Origin of the sequence: Rhizobium sp. AP16, assembly GCF_000281735.1 — a bacterium.
Taxonomy (GTDB): domain Bacteria; phylum Pseudomonadota; class Alphaproteobacteria; order Rhizobiales; family Rhizobiaceae; genus Rhizobium; species Rhizobium rhizogenes.
Map to the genome: position 1 here is coordinate 138,396 of NZ_AJVM01000063.1, position 23,467 is coordinate 161,862.

Below are 23,467 nucleotides of genomic sequence, written 5' to 3' on the forward strand. Positions count from 1 at the left end.
CAGGGAATGGGAATGAGTGTGTCACTGCTGCTGTCATGCCTGTCGATCATCGGCGCCTCCGCCTTCGTGCTGGGGCGGACGAGAGCGGCTGCGCTGTCGGGCGGCAGGTCCTCGGTCCTGCATTCGCGGCTCGGTTATCACGGTGCTTATGTCGCCATATGGGCGGTCTTGCCGGCGCTGGCGCTGATCTGCGCCTGGCTCGTGATCAGCCCGCAGGTGATCGACGACCTCGTGGTCAAATCCTTTCCCGAGGAAGTGAAAACCTTGCCGGAAGCCGAACTTAACCTCAGCTACGGTGTGGTGCGCAGCATCGCCCACGGCATGCGCCTGCTCGACAATCAGGAACTTGCCGCCGTCGCCGTCGGCTCGGTCGATCTCCAGCTGATGCTGGCGCAGAAGGGCGTGCCGCTCGCGGTCCGGCCGACCGGCTACATGGTCGACGCCGCCAACAAATATAACGGCATGCGCCATGTGAGCCGTGTCGTCATGTCGGCCGCGGCCATCATCCTCTCTGTTCTGTGCGCCATTCATGGACTGCGCGCCATCGCGCCACGTTTTCGCGCCCGCAATCGGGTGGAGCAGGTCGTTCTCGGTGGCCTGATCGTCGCCTCGTCGATTGCCGTGCTGACGACGCTCGGCATTGCGGCCTCGATGCTGTCGGAGGCTGCCCGTTTCTTCAACATGGTGCCTGCCGCCGAATTCTTCTTCGGCACCGTCTGGGATCCGCGCTTTACCGGCGCCGGCGCGCAAACGTCTGGCACCTTTGGCCTTATCCCGCTCCTGGCCGGCACGCTCTATATCAGCTTTGTCGCCATGCTTGTCGCGGTTCCCGTCGGGCTTTTCGCCGCCATCTACATGGCCGAATATGCCTCGGCCCGCGTGCGCTCCCTCGCCAAGCCGATGCTCGAAGTGCTGGCCGGCATTCCGACCATCGTCTACGGCTTCTTCGCGCTTGTGACCGTCGGGCCTTTTCTGCGTGACATCTCCGCTGATATCAACGGCCTGCTGACGGGCAATTATGCGAGCTTCGTCGAGGCGCAGAGCGTCCTGACCGCCGGCTTCGTCATGGGCGTCATGCTGATCCCCTACGTCTCCTCGCTTTCCGACGATATCATCATGGCGGTGCCGCGCTCGCTGCGCGACGGCTCGCTCGGCCTTGGCGCGACGCGATCGGAAACGGTCAAGCGCGTCCTCTTGCCGGCAGCCCTTCCGGGCATTGTCGGTGCGCTGCTGATGACGGCTTCCCGGGCGCTCGGCGAGACGATGATCGTCGTGCTGGCCGCCGGCGTCGCCGCCCGCATGCAGTTCGATCCCTTCGAGCCGATGACGACGGTCACCGTGAAGATCGTCAACCAGTTGACCGGCGATCTCGAATTCACCTCGCCGCAGACATTGGTCGCCTTTGCGCTTGGCATCACGCTCTTCTGCTTGACGCTCTGCCTTAACGTCTACGCGCTCTACATCGTCCGTCGCTATAGGGAGCAATACGAATGAGCGATCTCGTATTCTCCGCAAAGCCGCCGATCCCGCGCGGGCTGACGCCCGGCGCACCGGCGCGGCGCGATATCGGCATCAAGCGCCGTTACGCCGCCGAGCGCCGGTTCCGCGCCTATGGCATCGCCGCCGTCACCTTCGGCCTTGTCTTCCTCATCGCTCTGGTCTCGTCGGTGGTGCGTCATGGCTATACCGCCTTCGTGCAGACCTCGATCACCCTGCCGATCGAGTTTGCCGAGAAGGTAATCGATCCCACTGGCAAGCGTGCCAGCGATCCGAAGGTGCTGATCGCGGCCAATTATCCTCTTCTCGTCCGCGATGCCCTGGTAAAGGCGCTGGGCATCGATCCCGCCGATCGCGCGCTTGTGCGTGAGGCGACGGCGATGGTCTCGGACAGTGCGCGAAGCATGCTGCGCGACAAGGTCATGGCCGACCCCTCCATCATCGGGAAAACGGTGAAGATCACGCTGCTTGCCGGCGCCAATATCGATTCCGCCAACAAGGGGCAGATCGATCTGACGGCGAATGAGGCGGACCGCAAGGTCTCCGACCGACAGCTCGGCTGGATGAGGCAGCTTGCCGCCAGCGGCGCGCTCCACAAGGCGTTCAACAGCGGCCTGTTCCTGTCGGGCAATTCCAGCCGTCCGGAAGCCGCAGGCCTCGGCGTCGCGCTGATCGGTTCGCTTTATCTGATGCTGACCGTGCTGGTTCTGGCATTACCGGTCGGCGTCGCCGCCTCGATCTATCTCGAGGAATTCGCGCCGAAGAACCGGCTGACGGACCTGATCGAAGTCAACATCAACAATCTCGCCGCCGTGCCGTCGATCGTCTACGGCCTGCTTGGCCTCTCCGTCTTCATCAATGTCATGGGCCTGCCGCGCTCGGCCTCGCTGGTCGGCGGGCTGGTGCTCAGCCTGATGACGCTGCCGATGATCATCATCGCCACGCGCTCGGCGCTGCGGGCGGTGCCGCCGTCGATCCGAAGCGCTGCGCTTGGTCTTGGTGCCTCGCGGATGCAGGTGGTGTTCCACCATGTCCTGCCGCTCGCCATGCCGGGCATCCTGACCGGTACGATCCTCGGGCTGGCGCATGCGCTCGGCGAGACCGCGCCGCTGCTGTTGATCGGCATGGTCGCCTTCGTCGCCAATTATCCGACGTCGCCACTCGATCCCGCGACCGCCCTGCCGGTGCAGATTTACATGTGGGCGAGCGAAGCCGAGCGTGCCTTTGTCGAGCGAACCTCCGGGGCCATTATCGTCCTGCTCTTCTTCCTTGTTGCGATGAACATCGGGGCCATCCTGCTGCGCCGTCGCTTCGAGCGGCGTTGGTAGAGGGAGAAGACGGAATGAACATGATGACGGAAGCCGCAGGCGAGAAGGCACTGGCCAGGAAGATGACGACGATCCCCTACAAGATGATCGGCCAGGACGTCTCGGTCTATTATGGTGACAAGCGCGCCCTGTTCGGTGTGGACCTGAACATCCGTGTCAATACGGTCACGGCGTTGATCGGTCCTTCAGGCTGTGGCAAGTCCACCTTTCTGCGCTGCCTAAACCGCATGAACGATACGATCGACACCTGCCGCGTCACCGGCAAGATCACGCTCGACGATCAGGATGTCTATGACAGCGCCATCGATGTCGTGGAGCTGCGTGCCCGCGTCGGCATGGTGTTCCAGAAGCCCAATCCCTTCCCGAAGTCGATCTACGAGAACGTCGCCTATGGCCCGCGTATTCACGGGCTGCATCGCTCCAAGGCCGATCTCGACCATATTGTCGAAACCAGCCTGCAGAAGGCCGGTCTCTGGGGCGAGGTGAAGGATCGGCTGCTGGAAGCCGGCACCAGCCTGTCGGGCGGCCAGCAGCAGCGCCTCTGCATCGCCCGCGCCGTTGCCGTCAGCCCGGAAGTCATTCTCATGGACGAGCCGTGCTCGGCGCTCGATCCCATCGCCACGGCCAAGGTCGAGGAACTGATTCATGAGCTGCGGGAAAACTTCACGATCGTCATCGTGACGCATTCCATGCAGCAGGCCGCCCGCGTTTCCCAACGCACCGCAATGTTTCATCTCGGCCATTTGGTCGAGGAGAACGATACCGATAAGATGTTCACCAATCCCGACGATTTCCGCACGCAGGATTACATCATGGGCCGTTTTGGTTGATGATATCCCGCGCGCGGCTCCCTTCACACGTTTCACCCTGAGGATAGAAAAATGGTCTCCACTCACATTCTCTCTGCCTATGACGAAGACCTGAAGTTCCTGACGCGCCGCATTGCTGAAATGGGCGGTCTGGCGGAGCAGATGGTCAGCGACAGCGTTCGTGCACTGGTGCACGGCGATGCCGCCCTTGCACAGAAGGTCATCTCCGACGACGTCGTTCTCGACCACGCCGAACGCGAAGTCGGCGACAAGGCGATCGTCACCATCGCTCGCCGCCAGCCGATGGCCGCCGACCTGCGCGAAATCATGGGTTCCATTCGCATCGCCGCCGATCTGGAGCGCGTTGGCGACCTTGGCAAGAATACCGCCAAGCGCGTCATCGCCGTGCAGGGCCACGGCGTTCCGCGCCGCCTGGCGCGCGGCATCGAGCATCTTTCCGAACTGGCGCTCAGCCAGCTCAAGGAAGTGCTCGACGTCTATACGACCCGTTCGCCCGACAAGGCCGTCTCGATCCGTGAGCGCGACGAGGAAATCGACGCGATGTACACCTCGCTCTTCCGCGAGATGCTGACCTACATGATGGAAGATCCGCGCAACATCACCACCTGCACGCATCTTCTCTTTTGCGCCAAGAATATCGAGCGCATCGGCGACCATGCCACCAACATCGCCGAGACGATCTATTACATGGCGACCGGTAGCCAGCCCGAAGGCGAGCGCCCGAAAGACGATACCGCCAACACCGTCGGTGCGGTGACGGAATAACGAAGACGCCAGGAAAAGGAGACCAGAGACGCATGGTTCCGAGAGTTGCTGTTGTAGAAGACGAAGAAGCGCTCAGCGTTCTGCTGCGCTATAATCTCGAGGCTGAAGGCTTCGAGGTCGACACCATTCTGAGAGGCGATGAAGCAGAGCTTCGCCTCCAGGAGCGCATTCCCGATCTTCTGATCCTCGATTGGATGCTCCCCGGCGTGTCCGGCATCGAACTCTGCCGCCGGCTGCGCATGCGGCCGGAGACCGAACGCCTGCCGATCATCATGCTCACCGCCCGCGGCGAGGAAAGCGAGCGCGTGCGCGGCCTTTCCACCGGCGCGGACGATTATGTCGTCAAGCCGTTCTCGACGCCGGAGCTGATGGCTCGCGTCAAGGCGATGCTGCGCCGTGCCCGTCCGGAGGTTCTCTCCACCGTGCTGCGCTGTGGCGACATCGAACTGGACCGCGAGACCCATCGCGTTCACCGCAAGAGCCGTGAAGTGCGGTTGGGACCGACGGAATTCCGCCTGCTGGAATTCCTGATGGCTTCGCCGAGCCGCGTCTTCTCGCGGTCGCAGCTCCTCGACGGTGTCTGGGGACATGACATCTATGTCGACGAACGCACCGTCGACGTCCATGTCGGACGTCTGCGCAAGGCGCTGAACTTCTCCAATATGCAGGATGTCATCCGCACCGTTCGCGGCGCGGGTTATTCCATGGAAGCCTGATCGGGAAACCGGTCAGTCACCCAACATAGCGGCGGAAACAGAAAACGGGCCTTTCGGCCCGTTTCTTTCATTCAGCTATGGGGCATCTCAGCCGCGCGGTTGAGCCGCCGGCCGGCGTCGTTCATGCACCGGCTGGTAGGCCAGGCGCTGATGGTAGCCGCAATAGGGCGATGCATCCGGGCTGTCATTGCCGCAGAAGTGGAAGTCATCCTTCAGCGGATCGCCGACCGGCCATTTGCAGGTGCGCTCGGTGAGTTCCGTCAGGCCGAGGCGACGCGAAATCGGAACGACCACATTGGCGGCCGGACGATATTCGATCTCGTTGACCGTATCGATCTCGACTTCTTCCTTGAGCATCGTCGCGCCCTGCTGACGGGTAACCGTGCGGGTTGCAACGCGCGAGGCGTAGTTCGGTGCGCGCGGCGCCGAAGTGTTGCGCTTCTGTGCTCGGGCGGCCGTCGCCGTGCCGCCGGCCTTCGCTCGGCCCGGCAGGCTCAAGCGATGCACCTTGCCGATGACGGCATTACGACTGACACCACCGAGCTGCGCCGCGATCTGGCTCGCGCTCAAACCCTCGGACCACAGCTTTTTCAGCTTCTCGACGCGTTCGTCTGTCCAATTCATGCCCTGTCTCCGCTGTCGCGTTTCCGATGGCAGAATCCTTCACCATTGCCTCGCATTAGGGCGAGGCGCGAAACGCTTAAAAATTGTGGTGACTAGTTCCGCCGCATGCAGTCTAGTAATTGAGGTTTAACCTAGTGTGAGGCTGACTCCGTGACAAGAGTCGCATGATTCCTGGGGAATCGATTTCGGGGTTTTCCCCAACTTGCTTGTCCAAGCGTGGCATTTTTGCAATATTAGCAACTGAAGACATACCTCTCGTCGCGAGATGCTCTGCCGCGCCTGCTAAATCGCCTGTTTTGTTGACATTGCGGTGCAAAACATCAATAGTGCCTCAGCCGCCGCAAGGCGGCATTTTTGATTTTTCCGGGCCCGTTTCACTTGAAGGAAACGATTGGCCCTAAAGGTTGTGATCGAGGAGATACGGGCCATGGCTGAAACCGCGCCGCTTTACGACACCTATATGCGTGCCCCGCTGCGGTTTGAGCGAGGAGAGGGCGTATGGCTGTTCACGGAGACAGGCGAGCGCTATCTCGATTTCGCCGCCGGTGTTGCAGTGAATTCGCTTGGCCATGCACATCCCCATCTGGTCGCGGAACTGAAGGCGCAGGCCGACAAGGTCTGGCACCTGTCGAACCTTTATGAGGTGCCGGGCCAGGAGAAGCTGTCGAAGCGCCTGACGGAAGCCACCTTTGCCGACAAGGTGTTCTTCACCAATTCCGGCGCTGAGGCGCTGGAATGTGCGATCAAGACGGCGCGGCGCTACCAGTTCTCCAAGGGCCATCCCGAGAAGTTCCATATCATCACCTTTGAAGGCGCCTTCCACGGCCGCACGATCGCGACGATCGCCGCCGGCGGCCAGGAAAAGTATCTCGAAGGTTTCGGCCCCAAGGCGCCGGGCTTCGACCAGGTACCCTTCGGCGATCTCGATGCCGTGCGCGCCGCCGTTACCGATGCGACGGCCGGGATTCTCATCGAGCCCGTGCAGGGCGAGGGCGGCATTCGGCCTGCGACCAACGAGTTCCTGCGCGGCCTGCGCCAGATCTGCGACGAGCACGGCCTTCTTCTGATCCTTGACGAGGTCCAGTGCGGCGTCGGCCGTACCGGCAAGCTCTTTGCTCATGAATGGTCCGGCGTCACGCCCGACATCATGGCCGTGGCCAAGGGTATCGGCGGCGGCTTCCCGCTTGGCGCGTGCCTTGCGACGGCGGAAGCCGCTTCGGGCATGAAGGCCGGTACGCATGGCTCGACCTATGGCGGCAATCCGCTCGCCATGGCAGTCGGCAATGCCGTGCTCGATATCGTGCTGGCAGACGGTTTCCTCGATCATGTGCGCGATATCGCCCTAGTCTTCCGCCAGGGCCTTGCTTCGCTTCAGGATCGTTTCCCCGATATCATCGAGGATATTCGCGGCGAGGGCCTGATGCTCGGCATCAAGGCCGCCATTCCGCAGGCGGAGCTGTTGCAGGCGATCCGCGCCGAGTATCTTCTGGGCGTGCCGGCTGGCGACAACGTCATCCGTCTGCTGCCGCCGCTGGTGGTGACCGCCGAGGAAGCGCGCGAAGGTATTGCCCGCATCGAACGCGCCGCCGAAAGCGTGCGTGCGGCTCGCATCAAGAAGTCGGCTTGAATTCAGCGCCCGCTGTCAGCGCAGTAACACTTAGAATGGCGCATAACCCCTTAAATCGGGTCCGATTTAAGGGGTTATGCGCGCCCCACGCGGGCGTTATTGTTTTCTAGAGTACAGGTAGGAACATGGCTTCTCCGAAACACTTTCTCGATCTCTCGGCTGTTGCTGCTGCCGATCTGCGCAGCATCATCGACGACGCCATCGTGCGCAAGCGGGCGCTGAAGGCCGGTACGGCCGACAAGCCGCTTGCCGGCAAGATGCTGGCGATGATCTTCGAGAAGCCCTCCACCCGAACCCGCGTCTCCTTCGATGTCGGCATGCGCCAGCTTGGCGGCGAGACGCTGTTCCTGTCGGGCACCGAGATGCAGCTCGGCCGCGCCGAGACGATCGGCGATACGGCGAAAGTGCTGTCGCGCTATGTCGACGCCATCATGATCCGCACGACGGAGCATTCGCGCCTGCTGGAGCTCGCCGAACACGCGACCGTGCCGGTCATCAATGCGCTGACCGACGACACGCACCCCTGCCAGATCATGGCCGACATCATGACCTTCGAGGAGCATCGCGGCCCGATCAAGGGCAAGACGATTGCTTGGACCGGCGACGGCAACAATGTGCTGCATTCGCTGATCGAAGGGGCCGCACGCTTCGACTACCGCATGAACATGGCCGTACCCCTTGGTTCCGAGCCAAAGGATCACTATTTGAACTGGGCCCGTAATCAGGGCGCCGAAATCATGCTCTCGCATGATGCCGACCGTGCGGTCGCTGGCGTTGATTGCGTGGTAACCGATACCTGGGTTTCCATGAATCAGGAACACCGGGCCCGCGGTCACAACGTCTTCCAGCCCTATCAGGTCAATCAGGCTTTGATGGCACAGGCCGGCAAGGACGCCTTGTTCATGCATTGCCTGCCCGCCCATCGCGGGGAGGAAGTGACGGACGAAGTGATCGATGGTCCGCAATCCGTTGTTTTCGATGAGGCGGAAAACCGCCTTCATGCGCAAAAGTCGATTCTTGCTTGGTGCCTGGGCGCGATCTGAGGATATAGAACCGCGCGTTTGATGCCGCGGGCGCAGTAGGAGTAAAGCAATGGCGGAAAGTGCAGCCTCGCTGGGTCAATTCGATTTTGCCGGCGACGATCATGTCGTTCCCTTCCAGGTCGAAGGTCTTGATGTGCGCGGCCGCGCCGTGCAGCTCGGACCTCTGCTGGACACAATTCTCGCCCGGCACAATTATCCGGCCCCCGTTGCCCGGCTGTTGGCCGAGGCCGTGGTGCTGACCGTGTTGCTCGGCACCTCGCTGAAGTTCGAGGGCAAGTTCACCGTGCAGACCAAGGGCGACGGACCGGTCGATCTTCTGGTCGCCGATTTCGCGACGCCGGAAAATGTCCGCGCCTATGCCCGCTTCGATGAAGAGGCGCTGGCAAAGGCCGTGGCCGCCGGCGAGACCGAGCCGGAACAGTTGCTCGGCAAGGGCGTGCTCGCCTTCACCATCGATCAGGGTCGCTACAGCCAGCCCTATCAGGGTATCGTGGCGCTCGACGGTGCCTCGCTCGAAGAGATCGCGGGGACCTATTTCCGCCAGTCGGAGCAGATCCCGACCCGCGTTCGTCTGGGCGCTGCCGAACTGTTCGACCGCGACGAGGCCGGCAAGCCGCGCCATCGCTGGCGGGCGGGCGGGTTGATCGCACAGTTCCTGCCGGAAGCACTGGAGCGCATGCGCCAGCCGGATCTCCATGGCGGTGATGGCGATAGCAACCCGCGTCATCATGTCGAGGACGACGCCTGGGAGGAAGCCCGGTCACTGGTCGAGACGATCGATGCCGACGAGCTGACCGATCCGCAGGTCGGAACGGAACGTTTGCTGTTCCGTCTCTTCCACGAGCGTGGCGTGCGCGTCTATGAGCCGAAGGCAGTCTTCGACCGTTGCACCTGTTCGCGCGACAAGCTGAAGGGCGTATTGCAGGGCTTTTCCGCCGAGGAAATCGAGGTGAGCCAGGAGAATGGCGAAATCGCCGTCACCTGCGAGTTCTGCTCGACCACCTACCGCTTCGAAGTCTCCGAGGTAAGGGACGCCTGATCGGGCTCAGTTCAGCGTCCGCAGCAGATTGGGCGTATCGAGAGAAAAGGCGGGGATCTTGACGTGAAAGAGCTCCCCGTCGTCCGTCTCCATCTGATAATGGCCGAACATCATGCCCGATGGCGTATCGAGCGGGCAGCCTGACGAATATTCGTAGGTGTCGCCGGGGCCAAGCCGCGGCTGCTCGCCGACGACGCCAGGCCCGGTCACCTCGTCCACCAGCCCGTTCTGATCGGTGATGTGCCAATAGCGCGTCACCAGCCGGACATTGAGGGTGGAATGGTTGGAAATGATAATGCGATAACCCCAGACATAGCGGTCGTCATCCGGGTCGGATTGCTCCTCCAGATAAAAAGGTTCGACGACGACTTCGATATCCCGTGTTAGAGCGCGATACATGCCTGACACCTTGGTCATTACTCCGAAACGTCGTGCGTTCCAATAAACGCACACCGGACGCTCCAGCATTTTAAGTCTAGGGCATCTGCTCCGCTTTCCATGATCCCACGAAAGCGGGACATCTAGCGGTATCCTATACACAACCTGCCCCGTCAAGGAACGGATTGGTGAAAACCCCTATAGCGGGTAAATCATACGGCTTTTCAGGGACTAAGGCTAGTTCCAAGGGGCAATCGCCTTGGCTGAAGCTATCCGGCGCGCCTGTTGTCAAGGCGAGCCGTCCCGCCCGAACAAGATCCGGGCGGGTTTGCATGACAAAACTCAGGCCGAAACCTGCGCCAGCGCGCGGGCGAAATCCTCGACCAGATCGTCGCCATCCTCGATGCCGGCGGAGAAGCGCACGGTGCCCGGCGAAATGCCGAGTTCGGCGCGAGCCTCGTCGGTGAGGTTCTTGTGCGTGGTGGTGGCCGGATGGGTGATCAGGCTCTTCGAGTCGCCGAGATTGTTGGAAATCCTGACGATCTCCAGCGCGTTCTGCAGCTTGAAGGCCGCTTCCTTGCCGCCCTTCAGCTCGAAGGCCACCAGCGTCGAGCCGCCGGTCATCTGCTTTGCGATGATGTCGGCCTGCGGGTGGTCCTTGCGGCCGGGATAGATCACCTTGGCGACCTTGCCCTGCTCGGCGAGGAAATCGGCGATCTTGGCGGCGTTCGCCGTCTGCTGCGCCACGCGCAGCGGCAGCGTCTCGATGCCCTTCAACAACGTCCAGGCGGTAAACGGCGACATGGCCGGGCCGGTGTGACGGAAATAATCCTGCAGGTTCTCGTCGATCCACTGTTTGTCGGAGAGAATGACGCCACCGAGCGAGCGGCCCTGGCCGTCGATATGCTTAGTGGCGGAATAGACGACGATATGGGCGCCGAGTTCGAGAGGCTTCTGGAAGAGCGGCGTCGCGAAGACGTTGTCGACCACGACCTTGGCGCCGATCTGGTTGGCGAGCTTGGCAACGGCGGCGATATCCACCACTTCCAGCGTCGGATTGGTCGGGCTTTCCAGGAAGAAGACCTTGGTTGTCGGCCGGATGGCCTTTTCCCAGTTCTCGGCGAAGCGGCCGTCGACCAGCGTGCATTCGATGCCGTATTTCGGCGCCAGCGTCTCGACGACCCAGCGGCAGGAGCCGAAGAGCGCGCGGGCGGCAACGATGTGATCGCCGGCCGTCAGCTGGCAAAGGATTGCGGCGGTGACGGCGGCCATGCCCGATGCCGTGGCGCGAGCATCTTCCGCGCCTTCCAGCGCGCACATGCGCTTTTCGAACATGTCATTGGTCGGGCTGCCGTAACGGGCATAGATGAACCCGTCGGTCTCGCCCTTGAAGCGCGCCTCGGCGGCTTCCGATGTGTCGTAGACGAAGCCCTGGGTCAGATAGATCGCTTCGGATGTTTCGCCGAATTGCGAGCGGAGCGTTCCGCTGTGAACGAGTTGGGTTGCGGGGCGCCAAGTCTTGCTCATGCCATCACCACTTTCAAAACAAAAAAACCGGCCGCAATTGCAGACCGGTTTTCAACCCGGTCTTTTTAGCCACTTATTTAACGTGGCTGCAAGCCGACCGGCCAAATCACCACGGGATAAGTTGCAATACTGCTGTTGACCGCTTGCGTCAATTCCCTGAGTTTGGTTTTGTCTGCGGCAAATTATGGAAAAGGCAGAATGGCTCGCAACACTGGAATTTTGGCCGATCGCGCCATTGCCACGCTCTTCGAAGCGGGGCGGCTGACGAGCGAACGGGAACTGGACGACGATCAGATCCAGCCGGCGAGCCTTGACCTTCGCCTCGGCGCGCATGCTTTCCGCGTCCGCGCCAGCTTCATGCCAGGCCCGTCGCATCTCGTCGCCGACAAGCTCGATCGGCTGAAGCTGCATGTGATCGACCTTTCCGAAGGTGCCGTGCTGGAAACCGGCTGCGTCTACATCGTGCCCTTGATGGAGCGCCTCGACCTGCCGGCCGACATGTCGGCCTCGGCCAATCCGAAAAGCTCGACCGGTCGCCTGGACATCTTCACCCGCGTCATCACCGACCGGGCGCAGGAGTTCGACAAGATCCCGGCCGGCTATTCCGGTCCGCTCTATCTGGAGATCAGCCCGCGCACCTTCCCGATCGTCGTTCGCCGCGGCTCGCGCCTGTCGCAGATCCGTTTTCGTGTTGGCCAGGCACTGCTGAACGAGCCGGAACTGATGGCGCTGCATGCCAACGAAACGCTGGTCGCGAGCAAGCAGCCGAACGTCAATGGCGGCGGCATCGCGCTGTCGATCGATCTTGCCGGCGACAAGGAGGGCCTGATCGGCTATCGCGGCAAGCACCACACCGCCGTCGTCGATGTCGACAAGAAGGCGCAGCACGATATCTACGATTTCTGGGAGCCGCTCTATAGCCGTGGCCGCACCGAGCTGATCCTCGATCCGGACGAGTTCTATATCCTCGTTTCGCGCGAAGCCGTGCACGTACCGCCGCACTATGCTGCCGAGATGACGCCTTTCGATCCCTTGGTCGGTGAATTCCGCGTCCACTATGCCGGCTTCTTCGACCCAGGCTTCGGCCATGCCCCCGCCGGCGGCCGCGGCAGCCGCGCCGTGCTGGAGGTGCGCAGTCATGAAGTGCCCTTTATCCTCGAAGACGGCCAGATCGTCGGCCGCCTGGTCTATGAACACATGCTGGAGCAACCCACGAGCCTCTACGGCTCCGGCCTCGGCTCGAACTATCAGGCGCAAGGCCTAAAGCTGTCGAAGCATTTCCGGCTTTGATCACTCAGCTTCCGGCCTTGACAGAGGCCGGCAACTGTTGGACATCTCCGGATATCAGGCGGGTGTAGCTCAATGGTAGAGCAGCAGCTTCCCAAGCTGAATACGAGGGTTCGATTCCCTTCACCCGCTCCACTTTTCCTTCGCTCCATGCTCATGCCAGGCAGGGAACGTCCGATTTCAACTCCTTGAGCAGAGCCGCGCGCATCAGTATCGGACATTGCCGCAATAAAACCTTTGTTTGTTCAGGCTGCTGACAGACAAGCATGACAGAAAGTCGTCCCTAACCGGAACGGACCAGATGCTTAGCTTTGCGTCATTTTACAGACTGAAGGCGATCTTCACGCGCGGCGTGCTGCGGATTTCCCGCCGTACGAAGGTGCCGCGCGGCACGACGATCATCTGGAAGGATGGCCGCGTCAGTATCGGCGCGAGGGCCTTTATCCGCAGAGGTGTCGTCATCGATGCGCAGCGTGGCAGCATCGAGATCGGGGATCACGTCTCCCTCAACGACTATGCGATTTTGCTCGGACGCGGCGGCATCACCATCGGCAATGATGTGCGGATCGCCGCCCATGCCATGGTCGTGTCGTTCGATCACAATTTCGATGATGTCACGCAGCCGATCCGCATGCAGGGTGTGACCAAGAAGCCTGTCGTTATCGAGGACGATGTCTGGATCGGCGCCGGAGCGAAGATTCTCGGCGGCTCCCATATCGCCAAGGGCTGCGTCATCGGCGCCAATGCCGTCGTCAAGGGAAAGACCGTGCCCTACGGCATCTATGTCGGCGCCCCCGCGAAACTGGTCAGGCGGCGAGGGGACCAGGGCGACGTCAGGCCTGCAAAACTCGAACTGCTTCCGCCCCCAAAACGGATAGCAGGTCGTTAGGCAACGCTGCCTTTGCGCTCGATCATGTTGCTATGCCGGACCGGGAGTTTCCGGTTCGTGGCTCGGCGCGATATTCCCCCTTCGGCATGACTCTGTTACACCGATCCTGAAATCAGGAAGCTGACCACCTGACAGGAGGCTTAGTCATCGTCATGCGCGTTTGTCTTTCGTCGTTGATATCCGTGGCGAGATCCTTGACAGGCGCAGTGTTGATGGCTGCCTCCTGCGCTATGCCTGTCGTCGCGCAGCAGGCGCCGCCGTCCGGCCTGCCGGTTCTCTTCGATGCGCGCGAACGGCTGCCGAAGCCGGATCTTTCCACTCTGGTCAGGCTACGCTTCCTGACCTCCGTCGACTTCCCGCCCTTCAATTTCGCCGATCAGAACGGCAAGCTCTCAGGCTTCCATGTCGATCTCGCCCGCGAAATCTGCGACGAGCTCGGCATATCGGACAAGTGCCAGATCCAGGCGCTGCCCTTCGAGGAATTGCAGGGCGCGCTTTCGGCGTCGCAGGGGGATGCGGTGATCGCCGGCGTCGCGGTGACGCCGGAGCTACGCAAGAGTTTCGCCTTCTCGCGCCCCTTCCTGATGTTGCCCGCTCGCTTCGTGCGCAATCTCAAGGCGCCGATTGATGGTCGGACGGCGGCAGCCCTTGCCGGCCATTCGGTAGGGGTGGTCAAGGGCACAACGCATGAGGCGATGCTGGCAGCCTTCTTCCCGGCGATCAAGCTGGTGCCATTCGACGACAAGGACGCGCTTCTGGCGGCCGTGAAGGACGGTAAGGTCGATGCCGGCTTTGCCGACGGATTGCAGCTTTCTTTTTGGGTGTCGTCGCCGTCGGCGGAAAAGTGCTGCGCCTTGTTCGACGGCCCCTACCTCTCGCAGCAATTCCTCGGCGAAGGCATGACCATCATGCTGCGCGAGCAGGATGCCGATCTGACGGCCGCGATCAACCATGCCCTGGCGACCCTGTCGCGCAACGGCCGGCTGCAGGAAATCTATCTGCGCTATTTTCCTTACGGATTGTATTGAGCGGGCTTTTCAGCCCTTGCGGTAACGGGCAATGGCGCTGCGCTCGATGGCGGCGCAGGTCAGCTTGCCGAGATCGAGGCGGTCGCGCAGCAAGCTCAGCAGGCGCAGCTCCTCGGCCTTGACCGACAAGTCGGCGGAAGCGACCTCGACGGCAAGTGCATAGGCGGTGTCGTAGAGCCGTGGTGGCAGGGTGTCGCGCACGGTTTCCAGCACGATGTCGAGCCCTTCGCTGCCGGCCAGAAGCCTGGCGCAGTCGCGCGAAACATCGATCAGCTTTTCGTCATCGAAGCCCTTGAAGACCGGCAGGGCATGGATGAGTTCACCGATCCGGGTCATTTCGCGGTCGTTCATCGTCCGGTCGACAGCGGATGCCATGACCATGACGTAGATCAGGGCCTCTTGGGCGGAAAGCGGCTTATTCATAACGAAACAAAATCCTTTGAAACTGGCGGCAGACTAGAAAGTCATGTCTCTCATGACAAGAGCCGGTGGCGGAAGCGTGGCGTCAGATCGGATTAAGCGGATCTTCCTTGGCCGGAGCCGGCGCGAGCGTCGATTTCCGGCCCTTGCGCGGGTCGTCGCCATAGATGCCGCGCTTCTGTTGCTTCGCCTGTTCCGCAGCGGCCTCCAGCGGCGATCCGGCCTCCGGCTCGGCCCAACCGAAACGGACGAGCCATTCGCTAAGGTCGATGCGAACATAGCGGCAGTGTCCCGTCATCGTGCCCTGCCAGGTCGCGCTCGGCAGGTCGCAATCGATGATCCGGCCGCGCAGATACATGCGGAACGCGGTACGTGCCGCTGTCCCGCACGGCCAGCTCTTGCCATCAGACCCGGCGCACATCCGGCCGATATCGGTCGGTATGATGCCGGAAAGCTGCACGCTCCTGTTGCCGACGGTCAGCATGCCGGCGCGGTCGGAAGACGGCCGCACCAGCTCCACGGGCTCCGTCCCCCCAGCTTGCTTCTGGTCGTCGCTTGGCGTCTGGCTGTCGCCGGGCGACGCCTGCTGAGTGGATGGCGTCATGGGCACGGTCCGGCGGGCTGCAGCCGCCGCTGCCCTGTCGGCCTGGTCGGCGGGTGCGGGGAACGGTGCCGCCTGCTCCGGTTCAGCCTTCTTTATCTCGGGCGCTTCGGTCTTAGTCCCGTCGGCATCGGTCGTATTCTTTGGGGCAGGCTGAGCCTCTGGTGCGGTTGCCGGCGCCGTTTCCGACTGTGTTAGCTGGGCGGGCGATGTGCCTTGCAACTCCATCGCTGGCTTCGCTGTGGACGATTTGTCTTGATCGGCCGGCACTATGACCGCGTCTTTAGCGGTATCTTCGGCTGCCACGACCGGCGCCACGGCAGGCGCGGATGTCAAGGTTGCGGCGGGCGGCTCGCTCTTCGTGGCGGCCGGGACCGTTGTCTGCGCCGTGGCGCTATCTGCCATGACAGTCGCTGCCGCAATGACGGTGCCGGCTGTTATCGGCAACGTCTTTTTGGGTGCTGTATCGGTAAGCGTCTGCGCCGGCGCGACATCGGCTTGCGCTACCTCGATCGGCGCAGCCGCTGTGGCCGAGTGGTTTTCAGCTTCGGCCTTGCTCGCTGCGCGACCCGGCAGATGGAAACCATGTTCGTTCACCTGCACCGCAACCAAAGTCAGCCATGAACCGACCACGACACCTGCCACACCTGCAAGCCAAACATTACGACGCATAGCGGGAAAACTTTCCTATTGGCTGGCCCAGATGATCCGGGCGATCCATTCCACATCCGCAAGATCGAAGCTGCGATTGGGATGTTCTGGGTTGAGCGACAGCAGTTCGATCGACTTTGCGCTCTGCCGCAGCAGCACCTTGGCCATGACTTCGCCCTCGCGGGTCTTGACCACCACGCGGTCGCTGCGTCGGATCTGCGCGCCCGGCTCGACGATCAGCACGTCGCCGTCGCGATAGAGCGGCAGCATGCTTTCGCCCTGAACCTCGAGCGCATAGACGCCGCCCTTCTGTCCTGGTGCTGCGGGAAACTCCACCATGTCCCAGCCCTGGCCGGCCGGAAAGCCGCCATCGTCGAAAAAGCCGCCTGAGCCGGCTTGCGCGAAACCAAGCAGCGGAATGGAGCTTGCGGGTGGTGAAGAGGCATGATCCGCATTGCCATCGCCTCTCTCCACTGGACGCAGGATGCCGAGAAACTGCTCCATACTGGCCCCGGTCGCGCCCAACACCTTGGCGATCGATTCCGTCGATGGCCAGCGCAGACGTCCGTCCTGGCCCAGCCGCTTCGACTTGTTGAAGGAGGTGGGATCGAGGCCGGCGCGCCGGGCAAGGCCCGATGGCGTCAAGGCATAGCGTTCGGCAAGTTTGTCGATCGCGCTCCATATCTGCTCATGTGACAGCATCGCCGCTCAGCACCCGGAAGCCGGATATCCGGCGTTTGACCTTTAAGGAAAGGTTAACCGAGGCTTTTTTGCGAGTAAAGGGCGGGGTAGGAATAAGGTCCTTTAATCCCCTTGCTTTCGCTCCTGGTTCCCAAGGCGTCAGGTTTTCTGCGGCAGCGCCTTGTTGTCGGGTTCCTCGTTCTGGAACTCCTTGGCCATGCCCATGAAGCCGCGCATGAATTTCTGCATGATGCCGAGCGTGCGGTCGACATCAGCGTCGCTGGGCAGGGTCGATCCACCGCCGGCGCTCGCGGTCTTTTCCAGCTTGGTGACGCGGTCGGATAGGCGGTCGAGTTCGTCGTCATAGGCGGCGCGTTCGTCTGCGGCCATACGGCAGACGAGATTGCCGCTTTGATCCTGGCAGATCGACATCGCGCCCGTCTGCTTGTCGAGGCGGATGAAATGATCGCCGCTGCGCTCGAGTTGGAAGCGTGTTGCGTCCGGCTCGGCCGCCTGGCTTGGTACGCTAAGAAGAAGAGTGGCGGGCAGGAGCAGGGCTGTGAGGCCCGTTACGATTTCCTTCGTCATGTCATCCTCCGGATTTTCTGCGTTAAAACCCTAAATCCACCACGGAAACCGTGGACATCGGCGTCGGTTTTCGTGCAAAGCCCTATCAGGACATGTTTACACGGGGATGATGACCGCTATGCCAGTGGTTTACAAGATCGTGCCGGATACGCTCTGGCAGCAAGCCAGACAAACCGGCGTTTTTCATGGCGCATCGATCGACCTGACCGACGGTTTCATCCATTTGTCGACGGCGAAGCAATCGAAAGAGACGGCGGCGCGATACTTTGCCGGCCAGCAAGGCCTGCTGCTGGTAGCGATCGACGGCGATGCGCTCGGCGACAGGCTGGTATTCGAACCTTCGCGCGGCGGTGCTCTCTTCCCGCATCTTTATGCGCCGCTGCCGCTTTCGGCCGTGCTCTGGGCAAAGCCGCTGCCGCTTGGCCCCGATGGCGCACATGTCTTTCCGGAGATCTCAGAATGATCGGCTCTTTTCGAGACCTTGGCCGGCGTGGCCTCTTCCTTCTCGATCCGGAAACGGCGCATGGCATGTCGATTGCCGCTCTGAAGTCTGGCCTAGTGCCTACATGCCGGGTGAGCAACGATCCCCGCTTGCGTCAGATCGTGGCCGGGCTGGATTTTGCCAATCCGCTCGGCATGGCCGCCGGTTATGACAAGAATGCCGAAGTACCCGAGGCGCTTTTGAAGCTCGGCTTCGGCTTTACCGAGATCGGCACGGTGACCCCGAAGCCGCAACCCGGCAATCCGCGTCCGCGCATCTTCCGCCTGGTCGAGGATGAAGGCGTCATCAACCGCCTCGGCTTCAACAATGAAGGCCACGAAGCCGCACTCCGGCGCCTCCAGCCGATCCGCGGGAATGGCATTATCGGCGTCAATATCGGCGCCAACAAGGATAGCGCCGACCGTATCGCCGATTATGTCGCCGGCATCCGCCGCTTCTATTCCGTGGCGCGCTATTTCACCGCGAATATCTCCTCGCCCAACACGCCGGGCCTGCGCGACCTGCAGGCACGCGAAAGCCTGTCGGCACTGCTTTCGGCCGTGCTTGCCGCGCGCGACGACGAAGCCGCCAAGGCTGGCAAGAAGATCCCGGTCTTCCTGAAGATCGCACCGGACCTGACCGAAGAGGGCATGGACGACATCGCGGCCGAAGTTTTGGCGCATGCGCTCGACGGGCTGATCGTTTCCAACACCACGCTTTCGCGCGACGGGTTGAAGGATCAGGTGCAGGCGAAGGAAGCCGGCGGCCTCTCCGGCAAGCCGGTGTTCGAAAGGTCAACGGTCGTGCTTGCCAAGATGCGCCGCCGCGTTGGTGCCGCCCTGCCGATCATCGGCGTCGGTGGCGTTTCCTCGGCGGAGACCGCTCTGGAGAAGATCAGGGCGGGCGCCGATCTGGTGCAGCTCTATTCCTGCATGGTCTATGAGGGGCCGGGCCTGCCGGGTCGCGTCGTTGCCGGCCTGTCGAAACTGCTCGACCGCGAGCGCGTCGCCTCGATCCGCGAGTTGCGTGACAGCAGGCTCGATTACTGGGCGGACCGGAAGGTCTGATCGACCCGCTTTTTCAGACCAATGATCAGGAGAAGGCCACGGAACAGCAGGAAGGCGTTGATCGCCATCCACAGGCCGTGATTGCGCAGCGTCGGCACGAGGATAGCAAGGGTAATCAGATAGCCGGCAAAGGATAGCAGCATGCGGTTGCGCATCGCGCTCGACCAGGTGGCACCGATGTACACGCCGTCCATCAGGAAGGCGAGCGCACCCGTCAGCCCAGATATGGCGGCCCAGGGCAGGTAGGCTCCGGCGGCAGCGCGCACGTCTTCGGACGTGGTTAGCAGGCGGATCAGCGCCGGGCCGGCCGCAAAGAAGAACAGGGCGGCGGCAAGGGCCAGTCCGAAGGACCAGAGACCGGTCAGCTTCAGCCCGCGCTCGAAGGCGGGGCGATAGTTGGCACCGATCGAGCGCCCGGTGATCTGCTCTGCGGCATTCGCGAGCCCGTCAAGATAATAGGCGGACAGCAACAGGAAGTTCATCACCACCGCATTGGCGGCAAGCGTCACCGCGCCAAAGCTGTTGCCGATGCGGGTCATCAGCGTGAAGGCGCCGAGCAGCACGAAGGTGCGGATAAGGATATCGCGGTTGAGCGCGAAGAGCTGTTTGAGCTTGGCCGGCGACAGTAGCTCGGCGCGGCTGGGCCGTGGCTCGCCCGAGAAGCTTTTGAGTACGATGGCAAGGCCAGTAAGCGTGCCGGCCGCCTCGCCGATCAGCGTGCCCCAGGCAACGCCTGCTACACCCCAGCTAAGCCAGAGGCCGAGCACCAGGGCGAGGACGATGTTGACGCCGTTGATCACCGTCTGCAGCAGCAGGCCGATGCGGCCCTGGCCGCGCCCGAGCACGAAACCGAGAATGGCGTAGTTGGCGAGTGCCATCGGGCCGGCCAGCATGCGGATCGAGAAATAGGTGCGTGTCGCCTCGGCAACGCCGCCCTCCGGCCCCATCAGCTTGATACCGAGCCAGAGCAGGACGGGCGACAACAGGACGATCAGGATGCCGCATGCAAGCGCCGAGAGCAGCGCCCGCCAGAAAATCGCCTGCTGCTCGTGCCGGTCGTGGCGGCCATAGGCCTGCGCCGTGAGGCCGGTGGTCGAAGCACGCAGGAAGTTGAAGCTCGAGAAGATAAGATCGAAGAGCATGGCGCCGATCGCCAGGCCCGCCAACGCGTCCGGCTGGCCGAGTTGCCCGACGACAGCGGTGCCGACAATGCCGAGCAATGGTGTCGTGATGAAGCCGAGCGTCATCGGAAGGGCGATGGACAGCACCAGCCGGTGCGTCACGTCAAAGGGCAGGACTTTGCCGCCGCGTGCTTGTTGATCCATCTCCGGTCGGCCTCTCCTCAGTTCGAGGAGAGCACCATGGACCAATAAGGCCTGCCGCCGGAAGAGGGGGTATAGGCGAGAGCGACGCCAAGACCATCATATTTGCCGAGCATGTTGTGCAAATGCTTCGGAGAGTTGATCCAGGCGGTTACTGCGGCGTCTACACTCTTCTGTCCCTCGGCGATATTCTCGGCGGCCGGCAGCTTAACGCCGCTTGATTTGACGCGCGTGCCGAAATTATCGCCGATGCCGATCAGATGCTCCATCTTGCCGGCATCCGCCATGCGCCTGGCCTGGTAAATCGCTGCCGAGCTGGCGGCGGTATCGATCTGCAACGGCGGTAGTCCGTTCTTGGCGCGCAGGGCATTGACGAGCGGCAGCGCGGAGGCGGTCTGGTCGCTGGCCGGTATGTTGGAGAGATGGCTCGGCGCCGTCGCGCAGCTCGTGACGATGGCGGCGAGCGCAAGGCCGGTGAGACGCAGTGCATGGCGCCGCGCGAAAGACGTGTTTGGGGAGATCATATCAACGACGGTAATTGAAGAGGCGCAGGAGGATGAAGAGTGGAATGACGAGCGTGGCGCCAAGCACCAGGTAATCGCCGAACTCGCCGAGCGCTGCAAAGCCGCTGTGCCAGAGATCCAGCAGGAAGCGGCGGACGCCATAAAGGAAGTCGAGCGGACGCCAACCGAAAAACTTCATCGTGAAGCCGACGATCAGCGACACGATGATAAGCTTCACCAGCGTGCGGCCGGGCGAGTCGCCGAGGAACTTGTTCATCTGATCGGACATGCTGACGTCTCCATAATGCCTGTAGAGCGGTCCTGAGATAGGGCTGCGACCCGTGACTCGCAAGCTCTTTTGCCGCAGCGCTCACCTGAAACAGGTGCCTGCCTGAAATAGGACTTGAGTTTTTTTGTGGCCACGTCCAAAGGCGGAGGTCAAACAGGACCCTGATCATGCTGCCGAGCCAGCTTTCCTCCGGCGACGTCATTGCCGACCGTCGCGCCGACTATGCGAAGATGCTTGCCGAAAGCGGCGAACCGGCCAGCGCTGCCGAGCTGATGGAACAGGCGCTGGAGCTGGCGCCGTCCTGGGCCGCCGGCTGGTTCAATCTCGCGATCTATCGCGAAAAGGCGGGCAATGTTGAGGGCGCCGTCGCGGCGCTGAACGAGGTTTTGACGCTCGATGAAGGCGATGTCTTCGGCGCGCGGCTGAAGCTTGCCGTTCTGGGCGCTGCCGAGTTGCCCGAACAACCGCCGAGCCGCTATGTCGAGCGGCTGTTTGACGATTATGCCGACCGGTTCGAGACATCGCTGGTCGAGAAGCTTGGCTACACGGTACCGCAAAAGCTCGCGGCGCTGATCGCCGACACAGCCGACATCCCGGCGCGCTTCTATCTTGCTGTCGATCTCGGTTGCGGTACTGGCCTCTTCGGCCCGGAAATCCGCGCGCGGGTCGATCGGCTGGAGGGGTTCGATCTGTCGAAGGGCATGCTTACCAAGGCAGCGGAAAAGGGCGTCTACGACCATCTCGGTCAGGCTGACCTGTCGCTGGCGCCATCCCTGTCCGGCGTGTTCGATAACGGGCTTGTGCCGGCCCGCGCGGACCTAATCACCGCCGCCGACGTGCTGATGTATCTCGGCAATCTCCAGGGCGTCATGGCGATCGTCGCGGAGCTGGCCGCTCCCGAAGCCGTTTTTGCTTTTTCAGTCGAGGATGCGCAGGAGGCGGAAGGCTATCTCTTGCGGGATTCGCTGCGTTTCGCCCATTCGGAAGCCTATGTCAGGGCGCTTCTGGCCGACCATGGCTTTGTCGTCCACAATCTGGCCCGCAGCGTCATTCGCATGGATGGCGGAAAACCGGTGCATGGCATTCTGTTCGTTACGCGGAAAACCGCCTGACGGATCGAATCTTGCAAAGTTTAAATAGGTCAGCATTCCTTACATATTCCGCTTGATTGTCGTTTCCGTTTTTTGGCAGAATCCCGAAAACAAAGGGAAAGTATCATGGCGAGCCTGAAGAGCGCTTTTGGCGTCTGGAACACCTCCGCTACGCGGCATTCGCTGGTCGAGGATATCCAGGGGATATTGTCCGGCAGCCTGATATCGTCGCTCGGGCTATTTTGCCTGTCGAGCGCCGGCCTCTTGACGGGCAGCACGGCGGGCATCGCCTTTCTGCTGCATTACGCGATCGGCGTGAATTTCGGCGTGGCCTTCTTCGTCGTCAACCTGCCGTTCTTCTATCTGTCCTGGAAGCAGCTTGGCCGCGCCTTCACCATCAAGACCTTCATCGCCATCGCGCTGACCTCGCTGCTGACGAACCTGCAGCCGCAACTGTTCGAAATCGCCCATATCAACGCCTTCTGGTCGGCGCTGCTTGGCGGCGTCCTGCTCGGCTTCGGGCTGCTCGCACTCTATCGCCACCGCGCCAGCCTGGGCGGCGTCGGCATATTGGGCATCTATCTTCAGGAACGTTTCGGGATACGTGCCGGACTTGTCCAGCTTGCGGTCGACATGTGCGTGCTCGCAGTCGCCTTTACGGTGACCACGCCGTTCGTGGTCATCTGCTCGGTGCTGGGCGCAGTCGCGCTCAATCTCTTCGTCGCGATCAACCATCGGTCGGATCGCTACATCGCCTTTTAGGGCGGCGTGGGCTTATTGTTTGCGGGTTGTGTCGGAGTCCGCGATGGCGGCTTCGTGATACCAGCTATCGAAATCGACCACGGCGACGCGCGGGCCAATGTCCGGATTAAGGTTCACATGGCTACGCTGACCAGCGGGAATGGTCCGGGCCTTGATGGGAAACTGAAAAATCTTTGCCGTTTCATGCAGTGGACTGATGGCCATTACGATGTCTCTCCCTTTTGATGCTCAAGCGGGTGCGCTTCAAGAGACAGCTTATATATAGCAGAGTTGGAGCCCATTTTTCAGGTGTTTGCATAAAAAAAATGCAAAAGGTTGAAATTATAGGCAATTTTGATGTTTTGAGCCGGTAAATCACGGCGTTTGGATGATGAATTGCTGCGCTGCTTCGAATCTGGTGCGCTGCGACAAGTTGTCAGTGATTTGCCCGCAA

26 protein-coding genes, 1 tRNA gene and 1 riboswitch are annotated in these 23,467 nt (G+C 61.8%); of the genes, 16 read left to right on the forward strand and 11 right to left on the reverse strand.

Annotation, left to right across the window (positions count from 1 at the left end; all coding sequences use genetic code 11):
* The first annotated feature begins 12 nt into the window (after positions 1-12).
* From pstC to phoB, 5 genes are read left to right on the forward strand one after another with little or no spacing between them, the layout of a single operon-like run.
* Positions 13-1,494, forward strand: a complete 1,482-nt coding sequence (gene pstC, locus PMI03_RS17160; protein WP_039974247.1) for a phosphate ABC transporter permease subunit PstC — start codon at positions 13-15, stop codon at positions 1,492-1,494.
* Entirely contained in the window at positions 1,491-2,825 is a 1,335-nt protein-coding gene (gene pstA, locus PMI03_RS17165; RefSeq protein WP_007695564.1) for a phosphate ABC transporter permease PstA, read from the forward strand. Before pstC ends, pstA begins: the two co-directional genes overlap by 4 nt.
* 14 nt (positions 2,826-2,839) lie before the next feature.
* The gene (pstB, locus tag PMI03_RS17170) at positions 2,840-3,655 is read left to right on the forward strand and encodes a phosphate ABC transporter ATP-binding protein PstB (protein ID WP_007695566.1); all 816 of its coding nucleotides are present in this window, start codon (positions 2,840-2,842) and stop codon (positions 3,653-3,655) included.
* Positions 3,656-3,706: 51 nt separating this feature from the next.
* The gene (gene phoU, locus PMI03_RS17175; protein ID WP_007695568.1) at positions 3,707-4,420 is read left to right on the forward strand and encodes a phosphate signaling complex protein PhoU; all 714 of its coding nucleotides are present in this window, start codon (positions 3,707-3,709) and stop codon (positions 4,418-4,420) included.
* 32 nt (positions 4,421-4,452) lie between these two features.
* Positions 4,453-5,136, forward strand: a complete 684-nt coding sequence (gene phoB, locus PMI03_RS17180) for a phosphate regulon transcriptional regulator PhoB (RefSeq protein WP_007695571.1) — start codon at positions 4,453-4,455, stop codon at positions 5,134-5,136.
* An 87-nt stretch (positions 5,137-5,223) separates the two neighbouring features.
* On the opposite strand, the gene PMI03_RS17185 is transcribed toward phoB, so the two are convergent.
* Positions 5,224-5,760, reverse strand: a complete 537-nt coding sequence (locus PMI03_RS17185) for a GcrA family cell cycle regulator (RefSeq protein WP_007695572.1) — start codon at positions 5,758-5,760, stop codon at positions 5,224-5,226.
* 427 nt (positions 5,761-6,187) lie between these two features.
* On the opposite strand from PMI03_RS17185, the gene PMI03_RS17190 reads away from it, so the two are divergent.
* From PMI03_RS17190 to PMI03_RS17200, 3 genes are all read left to right on the forward strand, one after another.
* Positions 6,188-7,387 (forward strand): aspartate aminotransferase family protein, encoded by a 1,200-nt coding sequence (locus tag PMI03_RS17190; protein ID WP_007695574.1) that lies wholly within the window; start codon positions 6,188-6,190, stop codon positions 7,385-7,387.
* Positions 7,388-7,512: 125 nt separating this feature from the next.
* Positions 7,513-8,430: an ornithine carbamoyltransferase gene (gene argF / locus PMI03_RS17195; RefSeq protein WP_007695576.1), complete on the forward strand. Its 918-nt coding sequence runs from the start codon at positions 7,513-7,515 to the stop codon at positions 8,428-8,430.
* Positions 8,431-8,479: 49 nt separating this feature from the next.
* Complete coding sequence (locus PMI03_RS17200) at positions 8,480-9,469, forward strand: Hsp33 family molecular chaperone (RefSeq protein WP_007695578.1); 990 nt, start codon at positions 8,480-8,482, stop codon at positions 9,467-9,469.
* 6 nt (positions 9,470-9,475) lie between these two features.
* Here the strand turns inward: PMI03_RS17200 and apaG are convergent, their stop codons facing one another.
* Entirely contained in the window at positions 9,476-9,868 is a 393-nt protein-coding gene (apaG, locus tag PMI03_RS17205; protein ID WP_007695580.1) for a Co2+/Mg2+ efflux protein ApaG, read from the reverse strand.
* A 321-nt stretch (positions 9,869-10,189) separates the two neighbouring features.
* Positions 10,190-11,374, reverse strand: coding sequence for an O-succinylhomoserine sulfhydrylase (locus PMI03_RS17210; protein WP_007695582.1), 1,185 nt, complete (start codon positions 11,372-11,374; stop codon positions 10,190-10,192).
* A 44-nt stretch (positions 11,375-11,418) separates the two neighbouring features.
* Positions 11,419-11,497, reverse strand: a riboswitch (SAM riboswitch).
* A 75-nt stretch (positions 11,498-11,572) separates the two neighbouring features.
* Between PMI03_RS17210 and PMI03_RS17215 the strand changes: the two genes are divergently transcribed.
* The 4 genes from PMI03_RS17215 to PMI03_RS17230 all read left to right on the forward strand — a co-directional run bounded on the left by PMI03_RS17215 (position 11,573) and on the right by PMI03_RS17230 (position 14,578).
* Positions 11,573-12,664: a 2'-deoxycytidine 5'-triphosphate deaminase gene (locus PMI03_RS17215; RefSeq protein ID WP_007695584.1), complete on the forward strand. Its 1,092-nt coding sequence runs from the start codon at positions 11,573-11,575 to the stop codon at positions 12,662-12,664.
* Between the two features lie 58 nt (positions 12,665-12,722).
* Positions 12,723-12,796: transfer RNA gene (locus PMI03_RS17220), tRNA-Gly, on the forward strand.
* 166 nt (positions 12,797-12,962) lie between these two features.
* On the forward strand, positions 12,963-13,550 hold the full coding sequence (locus PMI03_RS17225) for an acyltransferase (protein WP_007695587.1): 588 nt from the start codon (positions 12,963-12,965) through the stop codon (positions 13,548-13,550).
* 212 nt (positions 13,551-13,762) lie between these two features.
* Positions 13,763-14,578 carry a transporter substrate-binding domain-containing protein gene (locus tag PMI03_RS17230; RefSeq protein ID WP_007695589.1) on the forward strand — a complete coding sequence of 272 codons (816 nt, stop codon included), beginning with the start codon at positions 13,763-13,765 and terminating at the stop codon, positions 14,576-14,578.
* Positions 14,579-14,587: 9 nt separating this feature from the next.
* On the opposite strand, the gene PMI03_RS17235 is transcribed toward PMI03_RS17230, so the two are convergent.
* The 4 genes from PMI03_RS17235 to PMI03_RS17250 all read right to left on the reverse strand — a co-directional run bounded on the left by PMI03_RS17235 (position 14,588) and on the right by PMI03_RS17250 (position 17,519).
* Positions 14,588-15,001: a tellurite resistance TerB family protein gene (locus PMI03_RS17235; protein ID WP_007695601.1), complete on the reverse strand. Its 414-nt coding sequence runs from the start codon at positions 14,999-15,001 to the stop codon at positions 14,588-14,590.
* Positions 15,002-15,083: 82 nt separating this feature from the next.
* Complete coding sequence (locus PMI03_RS17240) at positions 15,084-16,271, reverse strand: thermonuclease family protein (protein WP_007695602.1); 1,188 nt, start codon at positions 16,269-16,271, stop codon at positions 15,084-15,086.
* Positions 16,272-16,286: 15 nt separating this feature from the next.
* A complete protein-coding gene (locus PMI03_RS17245; RefSeq protein WP_007695604.1) occupies positions 16,287-16,952 on the reverse strand; it encodes a helix-turn-helix transcriptional regulator in 666 nt (221 codons plus the stop codon).
* Between the two features lie 138 nt (positions 16,953-17,090).
* Positions 17,091-17,519 carry a hypothetical protein gene (locus tag PMI03_RS17250; protein ID WP_007695606.1) on the reverse strand — a complete coding sequence of 143 codons (429 nt, stop codon included), beginning with the start codon at positions 17,517-17,519 and terminating at the stop codon, positions 17,091-17,093.
* A gap of 106 nt (positions 17,520-17,625) precedes the next feature.
* On the opposite strand from PMI03_RS17250, the gene PMI03_RS17255 reads away from it, so the two are divergent.
* The gene (locus tag PMI03_RS17255; protein ID WP_012650919.1) at positions 17,626-17,982 is read left to right on the forward strand and encodes a DUF952 domain-containing protein; all 357 of its coding nucleotides are present in this window, start codon (positions 17,626-17,628) and stop codon (positions 17,980-17,982) included.
* Entirely contained in the window at positions 17,979-19,067 is a 1,089-nt protein-coding gene (locus PMI03_RS17260; protein WP_007695610.1) for a quinone-dependent dihydroorotate dehydrogenase, read from the forward strand. Before PMI03_RS17255 ends, PMI03_RS17260 begins: the two co-directional genes overlap by 4 nt.
* On the opposite strand, the gene PMI03_RS17265 is transcribed toward PMI03_RS17260, so the two are convergent.
* From PMI03_RS17265 to PMI03_RS17275, 3 genes are read right to left on the reverse strand one after another with little or no spacing between them, the layout of a single operon-like run.
* Positions 19,043-20,392: an MATE family efflux transporter gene (locus PMI03_RS17265; RefSeq protein WP_007695612.1), complete on the reverse strand. Its 1,350-nt coding sequence runs from the start codon at positions 20,390-20,392 to the stop codon at positions 19,043-19,045. The two genes, PMI03_RS17260 and PMI03_RS17265, sit on opposite strands and share 25 nt — an antisense overlap.
* A 17-nt stretch (positions 20,393-20,409) precedes the next feature.
* Positions 20,410-20,913 (reverse strand): CAP domain-containing protein, encoded by a 504-nt coding sequence (locus tag PMI03_RS17270; protein WP_007695614.1) that lies wholly within the window; start codon positions 20,911-20,913, stop codon positions 20,410-20,412.
* 1 nt (position 20,914) lies between these two features.
* Positions 20,915-21,181: a DUF6460 domain-containing protein gene (locus PMI03_RS17275; protein ID WP_007695617.1), complete on the reverse strand. Its 267-nt coding sequence runs from the start codon at positions 21,179-21,181 to the stop codon at positions 20,915-20,917.
* 167 nt (positions 21,182-21,348) lie between these two features.
* On the opposite strand from PMI03_RS17275, the gene PMI03_RS17280 reads away from it, so the two are divergent.
* On the forward strand, positions 21,349-22,293 hold the full coding sequence (locus tag PMI03_RS17280; RefSeq protein WP_007695619.1) for a class I SAM-dependent methyltransferase: 945 nt from the start codon (positions 21,349-21,351) through the stop codon (positions 22,291-22,293).
* Between the two features lie 105 nt (positions 22,294-22,398).
* A complete protein-coding gene (locus PMI03_RS17285) occupies positions 22,399-23,034 on the forward strand; it encodes a YitT family protein (protein ID WP_007695620.1) in 636 nt (211 codons plus the stop codon).
* A gap of 12 nt (positions 23,035-23,046) precedes the next feature.
* On the opposite strand, the gene PMI03_RS17290 is transcribed toward PMI03_RS17285, so the two are convergent.
* The gene (locus PMI03_RS17290; protein ID WP_007695622.1) at positions 23,047-23,238 is read right to left on the reverse strand and encodes a DUF2735 domain-containing protein; all 192 of its coding nucleotides are present in this window, start codon (positions 23,236-23,238) and stop codon (positions 23,047-23,049) included.
* Positions 23,239-23,467: the final 229 nt, after the last annotated feature.

What these genes read in the sequence shown, in the direction of transcription:
- PMI03_RS17270 (WP_007695614.1), bottom strand. Translation starts at nt 20,913, where the DNA reads ATGATCTCCCCAAACACGTCTTTCGCGCGGCGCCATGCACTGCGTCTC.
- phoU (WP_007695568.1), top strand. Translation starts at nt 3,707, where the DNA reads ATGGTCTCCACTCACATTCTCTCTGCCTATGACGAAGACCTGAAGTTC.
- PMI03_RS17230 (WP_007695589.1), top strand. Translation starts at nt 13,763, where the DNA reads ATGGCTGCCTCCTGCGCTATGCCTGTCGTCGCGCAGCAGGCGCCGCCG.
- phoB (WP_007695571.1), top strand. Translation starts at nt 4,453, where the DNA reads ATGGTTCCGAGAGTTGCTGTTGTAGAAGACGAAGAAGCGCTCAGCGTT.
- PMI03_RS17280 (WP_007695619.1), top strand. Translation starts at nt 21,349, where the DNA reads ATGCTGCCGAGCCAGCTTTCCTCCGGCGACGTCATTGCCGACCGTCGC.
- PMI03_RS17235 (WP_007695601.1), bottom strand. Translation starts at nt 15,001, where the DNA reads ATGAATAAGCCGCTTTCCGCCCAAGAGGCCCTGATCTACGTCATGGTC.
- PMI03_RS17240 (WP_007695602.1), bottom strand. Translation starts at nt 16,271, where the DNA reads ATGCGTCGTAATGTTTGGCTTGCAGGTGTGGCAGGTGTCGTGGTCGGT.
- PMI03_RS17225 (WP_007695587.1), top strand. Translation starts at nt 12,963, where the DNA reads ATGCTTAGCTTTGCGTCATTTTACAGACTGAAGGCGATCTTCACGCGC.
- PMI03_RS17255 (WP_012650919.1), top strand. Translation starts at nt 17,626, where the DNA reads ATGATGACCGCTATGCCAGTGGTTTACAAGATCGTGCCGGATACGCTC.
- pstA (WP_007695564.1), top strand. Translation starts at nt 1,491, where the DNA reads ATGAGCGATCTCGTATTCTCCGCAAAGCCGCCGATCCCGCGCGGGCTG.
- PMI03_RS17290 (WP_007695622.1), bottom strand. Translation starts at nt 23,238, where the DNA reads ATGGCCATCAGTCCACTGCATGAAACGGCAAAGATTTTTCAGTTTCCC.
- PMI03_RS17215 (WP_007695584.1), top strand. Translation starts at nt 11,573, where the DNA reads ATGGCTCGCAACACTGGAATTTTGGCCGATCGCGCCATTGCCACGCTC.
- PMI03_RS17210 (WP_007695582.1), bottom strand. Translation starts at nt 11,374, where the DNA reads ATGAGCAAGACTTGGCGCCCCGCAACCCAACTCGTTCACAGCGGAACG.
- PMI03_RS17185 (WP_007695572.1), bottom strand. Translation starts at nt 5,760, where the DNA reads ATGAATTGGACAGACGAACGCGTCGAGAAGCTGAAAAAGCTGTGGTCC.
- PMI03_RS17285 (WP_007695620.1), top strand. Translation starts at nt 22,399, where the DNA reads ATGGCGAGCCTGAAGAGCGCTTTTGGCGTCTGGAACACCTCCGCTACG.
- PMI03_RS17190 (WP_007695574.1), top strand. Translation starts at nt 6,188, where the DNA reads ATGGCTGAAACCGCGCCGCTTTACGACACCTATATGCGTGCCCCGCTG.
- pstC (WP_039974247.1), top strand. Translation starts at nt 13, where the DNA reads ATGAGTGTGTCACTGCTGCTGTCATGCCTGTCGATCATCGGCGCCTCC.
- PMI03_RS17200 (WP_007695578.1), top strand. Translation starts at nt 8,480, where the DNA reads ATGGCGGAAAGTGCAGCCTCGCTGGGTCAATTCGATTTTGCCGGCGAC.
- argF (WP_007695576.1), top strand. Translation starts at nt 7,513, where the DNA reads ATGGCTTCTCCGAAACACTTTCTCGATCTCTCGGCTGTTGCTGCTGCC.
- apaG (WP_007695580.1), bottom strand. Translation starts at nt 9,868, where the DNA reads ATGTATCGCGCTCTAACACGGGATATCGAAGTCGTCGTCGAACCTTTT.
- pstB (WP_007695566.1), top strand. Translation starts at nt 2,840, where the DNA reads ATGAACATGATGACGGAAGCCGCAGGCGAGAAGGCACTGGCCAGGAAG.
- PMI03_RS17275 (WP_007695617.1), bottom strand. Translation starts at nt 21,181, where the DNA reads ATGTCCGATCAGATGAACAAGTTCCTCGGCGACTCGCCCGGCCGCACG.
- PMI03_RS17245 (WP_007695604.1), bottom strand. Translation starts at nt 16,952, where the DNA reads ATGCTGTCACATGAGCAGATATGGAGCGCGATCGACAAACTTGCCGAA.
- PMI03_RS17250 (WP_007695606.1), bottom strand. Translation starts at nt 17,519, where the DNA reads ATGACGAAGGAAATCGTAACGGGCCTCACAGCCCTGCTCCTGCCCGCC.
- PMI03_RS17265 (WP_007695612.1), bottom strand. Translation starts at nt 20,392, where the DNA reads ATGGATCAACAAGCACGCGGCGGCAAAGTCCTGCCCTTTGACGTGACG.
- PMI03_RS17260 (WP_007695610.1), top strand. Translation starts at nt 17,979, where the DNA reads ATGATCGGCTCTTTTCGAGACCTTGGCCGGCGTGGCCTCTTCCTTCTC.